This window comes from Nostoc sp. NMS7 (genome assembly GCF_017115085.1).
GTDB lineage: Bacteria > Cyanobacteriota > Cyanobacteriia > Cyanobacteriales > Nostocaceae > Nostoc.
Genome location: NZ_JABXKJ010000217.1, coordinates 1 through 7,782 on the forward strand (window position 1 = coordinate 1; position 7,782 = coordinate 7,782).

General features: G+C 43.8%; 7 protein-coding genes and 1 pseudogene. 4 read left to right on the plus strand and 4 right to left on the minus strand.

Features of this window, described 5'->3' with window-relative positions:
* Window positions 1–158 precede the first annotated feature (158 nt).
* Window positions 159–272, minus strand: a pseudogene (locus tag HWQ38_RS26365) (copper-binding protein); the annotation flags it as partial.
* A gap of 30 nt (window positions 273–302) precedes the next feature.
* Between HWQ38_RS26365 and HWQ38_RS26370 the strand changes: the two are divergent.
* Window positions 303–1,082 (plus strand): Uma2 family endonuclease, encoded by a 780-nt coding sequence (locus HWQ38_RS26370; protein ID WP_292799519.1) that lies wholly within the window; start codon window positions 303–305, stop codon window positions 1,080–1,082.
* A 65-nt stretch (window positions 1,083–1,147) separates the two neighbouring features.
* Here the strand turns inward: HWQ38_RS26370 and HWQ38_RS26375 are convergent, their stop codons facing one another.
* From HWQ38_RS26375 to HWQ38_RS26385, 3 genes are all read right to left on the minus strand, one after another.
* Window positions 1,148–3,883: a pitrilysin family protein gene (locus tag HWQ38_RS26375; RefSeq protein WP_292799522.1), complete on the minus strand. Its 2,736-nt coding sequence runs from the start codon at window positions 3,881–3,883 to the stop codon at window positions 1,148–1,150.
* A 233-nt stretch (window positions 3,884–4,116) separates the two neighbouring features.
* The gene (locus HWQ38_RS26380; protein ID WP_292799525.1) at window positions 4,117–4,560 is read right to left on the minus strand and encodes a VOC family protein; all 444 of its coding nucleotides are present in this window, start codon (window positions 4,558–4,560) and stop codon (window positions 4,117–4,119) included.
* 66 nt (window positions 4,561–4,626) lie between these two features.
* Window positions 4,627–5,139 carry a TIGR02652 family protein gene (locus HWQ38_RS26385; protein WP_292799528.1) on the minus strand — a complete coding sequence of 171 codons (513 nt, stop codon included), beginning with the start codon at window positions 5,137–5,139 and terminating at the stop codon, window positions 4,627–4,629.
* A gap of 239 nt (window positions 5,140–5,378) precedes the next feature.
* On the opposite strand from HWQ38_RS26385, the gene HWQ38_RS26390 reads away from it, so the two are divergent.
* The 3 genes from HWQ38_RS26390 (at window position 5,379) to HWQ38_RS26400 (ending at window position 7,725) form a co-directional block, all read left to right on the plus strand.
* Complete coding sequence (locus tag HWQ38_RS26390) at window positions 5,379–5,906, plus strand: gamma carbonic anhydrase family protein (RefSeq protein WP_292799531.1); 528 nt, start codon at window positions 5,379–5,381, stop codon at window positions 5,904–5,906.
* A gap of 217 nt (window positions 5,907–6,123) precedes the next feature.
* Window positions 6,124–6,252 carry a photosystem II protein Y gene (locus HWQ38_RS26395; RefSeq protein ID WP_292799534.1) on the plus strand — a complete coding sequence of 43 codons (129 nt, stop codon included), beginning with the start codon at window positions 6,124–6,126 and terminating at the stop codon, window positions 6,250–6,252.
* A 183-nt stretch (window positions 6,253–6,435) separates the two neighbouring features.
* A complete protein-coding gene (locus HWQ38_RS26400; protein ID WP_292799537.1) occupies window positions 6,436–7,725 on the plus strand; it encodes a folylpolyglutamate synthase/dihydrofolate synthase family protein in 1,290 nt (429 codons plus the stop codon).
* Window positions 7,726–7,782 lie beyond the last annotated feature (57 nt).

The window sequence follows — 7,782 nt, forward strand, 5'->3', positions numbered from 1 at the left end:
CGACTGATGGTTAAGAGACTAGCAGCACCTTCTTAGATGTCAAATGGGTTCTATAGGGATTCTTGCAGTTTAGCCGCTAACGTATATAGAATAACACATTCGCATACTCCTGATGTATTGGACTTGAGTTCGAGTTCATGGATGGCTGCTTTAATTTATGCTTTCCCCGCTTCGACTTTTTGCGTCCAGATGTCATTGGCAAAATCTTTGGCAGCAAAATATTGTTTCAGTTGACTAAGATTAGTTAACCGCAACTGATAGCATTTACCAATATAATTCATCAATTTACTCCCAAATTCCTTATGACTTCCTCTCCTCCCTTTATCCCTCAATCTGATCCTCCCCTTCCTCCTTGGGAAACCCTACCAACGATGTATGATTTACCAAGTGACAACCCAGAGGAACCAGGTTTGCCAGACGATTTTCACTTTTTACAGCCTTTACTTTTATACTTAACTTTTCAACCTACTATATGGAATCCAGAATTAGTTTACAGCGCTGCTGACCTTAATCTCTACTATGATCTCCAGCATCCTTTATGGTATAAACGCCCAGATTGGTTTGGTGTGGTAGGAGTATCAAAACTCTACAAAGGGGAGGACTTGCGTTTAAGTTATGTAACTTGGCAAGAACCAGCAAATCCCTTTGTGGTAGTAGAATTATTATCTCCAGGTACAGAAGCGGAAGATTTAGGTATGAAAAAAAACGCAGATGATAAACCTCCCAGCAAATGGGAAGTTTATGAACGAATTCTGCGGATTCCCTACTATATTGTTTTTAGCCGCTACACTGATGAACTCCAAGCTTTTCAGCTAGCAGGCGGTCACTATGAACCGATGAATTTGACTGAGGGACGTTTACCAATACCAGAGTTGGGTTTAAGTTTGGGATTATGGCAGGGGTCATTTCAAGATATTCCTAAGTTGTGGTTAAGGTGGTTTACCTTAGCAGGAGAATTAATTCCACTACCCACCGAAGAAGCGGCTACGGCCAAACAAGAAGCGGCTCAAGCAAGACAAAAGGCAGAACAATTAACAGAACGTTTGCGTCAGTTAGGCGTGAATCCTGATGAGCTAGATTAATATTTGTCACTTGTACTGAGCGAAGTCGTTGGCGTAGCCTCTCGTAGAGAAGTATTTGTTCCCAATTAGCGAATAGTTTTTTCTACTAATACAGATGAACCAGCAGTGACGGCCAGGATTTGATCTGGATGGAGTAACTCACGAGCCGCTTGATTGACTTGGGCAAGGGTAACTTTCTGGATTTTATCAGTGAAAGAGTGCAATTCTACTTTATCTAATTCGTACACCTCATTCATCAGAATTCTATCTGTTAATTCCTCTGGGTTTGCCAAGGAAACGTTGTAGTTGCTGATGAGGGTGCGTTTAGCTGTTTCTACTTCCAGTGCGGTGATGCCTTGCTGATGGATTTGCTGTAACATTTGGCGGGTACTAGCGATCGCTTTGGTGCTATCTTCTGGACTAGTCTGCATCTCAATCAAAAATGTCCCGGCATTTTTACCAGCTTGGAAGTAGCTATAAATTCCATAGCTCAAACCTTGGCGATCGCGCACTTCTGCACCTAGTCTACTAGATAAGGTATCGCCTCCCAAAATCTGGTTCAATACTAAGGCTGCGTGAAACCGATGATCATAACGGTTAATACTTGTGCAACCCATATATGTCACAGCTTGGGCTTTACCTGGTAAGACTGGGTTGAGACTGACTATTTTCTCCGGCATTGATACCGGGGGATATTTTAATGTCGGTGCTTCCCCACTAACTTCCCAGTTACCAAACTCATTTTTAAGCAGCGATCGCACTTTGTCCAGATCAAAATCTCCCACCAGCGCTAGCACTGTCGTATCTGGACGATAATGTTTAGCTTTGAAATCAATTACATCCTGGCGCTGAATCTGCTGTAAACTCTCCTCTGTAGGAAAGGTGTGTAAGGGATGTTTTTTCGGGTAAATTGACTGAACAAATATTCTTCTGGCTACTTCTGATGGCTCATCTAATTCCTGTTGCAGATCAGTTAAAGTTTGTTGGCGATGCAGTTCCAAATCTTTGACTGGAAAGGTACAATTTTTAACAACATCTGCCAATACCTCAACGAGTATCGGCAAATCCTCTGCTAAACTATCACCCTCAATATGCACACCTTCGCTATATGCTTGAAAGTTTAGACTCGCCCCTCGTTCCGCCAAGACTTTGGCAATAGTTAAGACATCCTTGCTATTAGTGCCATTTAGCAAATTTGCTGCTACAAAAGCAGCCAGTCCAGCTTGATTATCTGGATCAAACTCCGTCCCCGCTTGAATATGTCCGCTCAGGGTAACGGTGGGAGTACTATTATCTCTTAACAGTAATATCCGCAGTCCGTTGGTCAATTTAAATTGCTCTGGTAATACTTGGGCGATGTCTTCTCTACCAGACGCTACGCCAACGCTAATGCCAACGACGGCAAGCAACGCATCTGTAGCTGAATCTACAGGCGGTAAGTACTTCACCACCTCAGACAGAAGCACAGGTGCTACAGGAGAGAAATTCTCTGTAGTTTGGGCTGAGTCTGGTTTGTCACCAACCTCTGTTATCTGCTTCTGGGTTGGTTCAAAAAAGCCTACTGTCCGGGCTTCTTTTCTCAGGTATTTGTTAATCACAGCGACAACATCCGTCGGCTTTACCAGACGGACAGCTGCCAAATAGCGGTCTGTGTAGTGATAATCACCAGCAGTTGTTTGATCATGTCCCAATCGCATTGCTTGAGAGGTGATATCACGGTTACTCAAAATTACATCTGCTATTAATTGCGTTTTGGCTTGTTCTACTTCCTCAGATGTCACGCCTTTTTCTGCTACATTGGCGATCGCGCTGCTCAACACTGAGTCAATTTTTTTCAAATCTTGTTTAGAACCAGCCGTTACCAACACCTCATACCAGCCAGATTCTCGCAAACTGGTAACAGATGCTGTGACTTCATTAGCTAAACCTGACTCCACCAATGCTTGATAAAGTCTAGAGTTCCGTCCCTCTGTAAAGATGTAATCCATCACATCCAGCGCCGGCACATCCGGTTGATTTGCATCCGGTAGCGGATACACAACTTGTAACAGCCGCCCTGCTCCCGGTTCTCGTAATACTATGGGAGATGAGGAAGATGTAGCTTTAGCTTCCCGCAGGGTGGGAGATGAGGAAGATGAGGGAGATGAGGGAGAAATAACTCCTGTCTCCTGCCTCTTCGCTAATTCGCCAAATACTTCTTTAACTGTTTCGAGGGTATTTGCAGTTTGAAAATCTCCAACAATCACTAAGACGGCATTATCAGGACTGTAAAAATTGCGGTAATATTTCTGTACCTGTTCAACTTGAAATTTCTCGACATCAGCTTTGGTGCCACCTACAGGCAACCCATAAGCGTGATTGGGAAACACCGCCTGCATGACGGCGCGGTTGAGGCGATATTCTGGACTATTTTCGTAACCCTGCAACTCTGAAATAACTACCCGCTTCTCACTCGCCAATTGTTCCGGCTCAATCTGGGAATTTTGCATTCTGTCTGCTTCCAGCACTAAGAGCGCTTTTAGCTTGTTTCGTTCCACAGTACCGTAATATGCAGTTTGGTCATAGCTGGTGAAAGCATTAGAATCACTACCTAAAGCACTAAACAAACGTCCAAATTGAATCGGACGATTTTTTGTACCTTTAAACATCATGTGTTCCAACTGGTGGGCAATGCCATTCACGCCCGGTTCTTCGTTGCGTGAGCCAACCTTATACCACACCTGCACCGTCACTACTGGCGCAGTATGCACTTCCTTTGTCAGGATAGTTAGACCATTCTCCAGCACTGTTTTGCGGACATTTTCTGTCAGTGTTGAGGGCATTATTGTTTTTGCTAGCAAGGTTGAGTAGTATTTTTCTTTGTTAAATGTAGTTCCATATTGGCTATGAGCAGGTTATAATCGCTCAACAAAAAACTGCTACTAGCCATAAGCTTAAAAATAAAATCTGGAAAATCCATAATATGTATTTAGCAGATATATCTGTAAATTAAATTACCTCCGAAACAATACAGAAAAACAATATATTAGCAACAAATGTAATAACAAAAGCTAAATTATGGGAGTTTTGCTAAAACCCGAATGAATTCCAGAGGTAAGCCATCGGTATCGGCGATGAAAGCTACTTCGTAAATGCGATCGCCTATTTGCTGTTGTGTCGGTTCTAAAAGTACCTTCAACGGTTGTAATTCTTCGGGTTGACTCGCAGCCGCTAGTGAAACACGTTCTTGTAAACTTGTCAACCAGCTAGGTAAATCTGGTGTAATCTCAGTTAAATCGAACGAAAGATGATAGTATCCCACATAATGTTCGTCAGCAAAAGCATCTGGGGCTGGTTTTGGTTCGGGAATTTGGATTAGTTCAATTCTGCCGCCCAATCCTTCCATCCAGCAAGCTAGAGTGTAGCCGGTAGTAAAGCGTTCCGAAATTGTAAAACCTAAATGTTCGTAGAAAGCGATCGCTCGATGAATATTCGCAGTCCGAATCGAAGCGTGATGCATAATTAATCATTAATCATTAATCATTAGTCATTAGTCATTAGTCAAATGACTAATGACTAATGACCGTTACTCAAACAACCGGAAATAAGGGTAGCGCACAGGGACGCCAGGCTCTTTTTCCAAGTCAAAATTAATCACTTCCCAACAGGGATCTTCTGATGTATCGGGGCTAAACTCCACCGGTAAGCCATACAAACGTGCCGCAATAGCTTCTGGTTGTCCAGAACGCCAAGGTGTGCTGCGTTCTAAGTAGCCACTCATCAATTCCTGATAGCGTTGAGCAATAATCACCTTTGTTGCTCGATAGCCTTGGGTATAAAGCTTGTCTAATGCTTCGTGAATTTCAAAGCGAATACCATCGGGATGAGTATGCTGTCTATACCATTCATTATTCCACCTCCGCCAATGACGCCCTGATTGCAAATGGATTAACTCTCCATTTTTAGGATTAGCTTCAAACGCGCCATGACGTGTACACAAATAGGTATCTGTTAATGTCAGCGCCGGAATAGTCTGGCGACAATGGGGACACTGTATTTCCGGCCCAAACATTGGGTACTGCAAGCCTGGATTCATCATGAAGTGCGTACAAACATAATTTTGTCTTCACCAGCGCGAGTGGGTTTGATTATACACTTCGGCTCTACAACTTTGGGTTACTTACTCACTGCTGCACAGACAGGGGGTTGCGGCAGGAACATTGTTCACTAGTCTTTTCCTCAGCGTAGAGGCTTGACGCTGTGATATCCTGGTTGTGCAACCAGCCTCAAAGGTTGAAGTTTCTCCAGTGTTCCTGGGTACCATATTCATATTCTATCGTGTCTACCGCTTCTTACTGGACATCTCCTGATTTTTCTCAAGCGGCCTTCATCGCAGCCAATGCTGTTGTTATCGGTTCGGTAAATATAGCAGCAGGTGTGAGCATTTGGTATGGAGCAGTGGTTAGAGGAGATGTTGAACGGATTGAAATTGGCGAATGTACAAATATTCAGGATGGTGCAATTCTACATGGTGATCCTGGTTTTCCGACAATTTTAGAAGATCATGTTACCGTAGGGCATCGCGCTGTGGTACATTCCGCTTACATTGAGCGTGGAAGTTTGATTGGCATTGGCGCAGTGATTTTAGACGGGGTACGAGTAGGCGCTGGTAGCATTATCGGTGCTGGCGCAGTGGTAACTAAAAATATACCGCCTTTATCCCTAGTTGTCGGTATTCCGGGAAAAGTGTTACGAGAAGTAACAGACGTTGAAGCCGCAGAACTGATTGAACACGCTAAACGTTACCAAAAGTTAGCTTTAGTTCATGCTGGTAAGGATACTGATATCGGTTTTAGCAAGTCTTAGGGAGTGGGGAGTGGGGAGGACAAGGGGGGCAAGGGAGAGAAGGGAGAGAAGGGGGACTATTAAACTCAATGCCCAATGCCGAATGCCTAATGCCCAATGCCCAATAATTTAAAGATTCTTTACATAGAGGTTGCGAAAAATTGCCCACTTCAGCTAAAAATAAAAATGAGGACAGTTGACAAAAGTTTAATTTCTACTTAAAAGAGGGTTTCTAGATATGGATTCTATCGATTTTCGTATAGCGATCGTTTTAGCACCAGTAGCCATTGCTGCTAGCTGGGCAGTGTTTAATATTGGTGCTGCGGCTTTAAGACAAATTCAAGGTTTTTGGGATAAGGAAGCCTAAATTCGGCTGAATATCATTACTCTTTAATCGGCTGTTTCTCTTCACAGAGGCAGTCGGTTTTATTTATAACGATTAATGGGGCATTGGGCACTGAGCATTGAGTTTAGTAGTCTCCCTTGTCCCCCTTGTCCCCCCACTCCCATTTGACTACGCTCACGGCAAGCCCACTCCCCACTCCCTTCCTTGGATATCGATTCTGTAATACAACCCCTGCAACGCTTTGGTGTCCATTTGGGACTCGATCGCATTGTGAATCTATTGGCAAATATCGGCAATCCCCATCAGCAAATCCCGGTAATTCACGTTGCTGGCACTAATGGCAAAGGTTCAGTTTGCGCCTATCTTTCCTCAGTACTTACTGAAGCGGGTTATCGTACAGGACGCTACACTTCCCCCCATTTAGTTGATTGGAACGAACGTATTTGTCTGAATGAACAGCCAATTTCGTCAGAGGAATTGAGTCAATTATTAGAAAAAGTCCAAGCGGCAATTCGGGCTGGTGACGATTCTGCAACTCAGTTTGAAGTAATTACCGCAGCAGCTTGGTTATATTTTGCCCAGCAACAAGTCGATGTGGCTGTGGTAGAAGTCGGACTAGGAGGGCGCTTGGATGCTACCAATGTCTGCTTGGAACCGCTAGTTACGATCATTACTTCCATCAGTCGGGAACACTGGCAGCAACTTGGCCCCAATATCGCTGACATTGCTAGAGAAAAAGCAGGTATTCTCAAACCTGGATGTGCCGTTGTGGTTGGAACATTGCCACCGGATGCAGAGAAAGTTGTGCGATCGCGTGCTTTAGAATTAGAATGCCCAATTTTTACACCTCAACCCGCCCGTGAAACAAATCCAGGATGGGCAGAATATCAAACAATTCAAAATTCAAAATTAATTAAATATCCGTTGGCGTTAGCGGGACAGATTCAATTAACTAATTCAGCTTTGGCTTTAGCTGCTTTAGAAATTCTCCAACAATCAGGTTGGCAGATTTATGAAGAAGCCATAATTAACGGCATGGCAAAAACTAAATGGCCGGGGCGAATGCAATGGACTAGTTGGAAAAACCATCAATTATTACTTGATGGCGCACATAATACCGCCGCAGCTCAAGTTCTGCGCGATTATGTCGATAGCTTAGACGCAGTTAACCACAAGCCCGTCAATTGGATTATGGGAATGTTTTCCGATAAGGATCATGCTGATATTTTTGCTGCCTTACTGCGGCCAGGCGATCGCCTTTTTTTAGTACCAATACCAGTAGAACCTTGGCCGGGTAGAACTTCCGCCGATCTGCACGAATTAGCAAACTTAGCATATAGTCTCTGTCCAGAATTAAGCGATCGGCAAATACATCCAGATTTATTCACAGCATTAGAAGCCGCAACCTCAACCGCCACCACAGACGATTTAATTGTTTTATGTGGTTCCCTTTATTTAGTCGGCGATTTTTTACAAAGAGGGAGTAGGGAGTAATCCCCAATGCCCAATGCCCAATGCCCAATGCCCAATGCCCAATGCCCAATGCCCAAT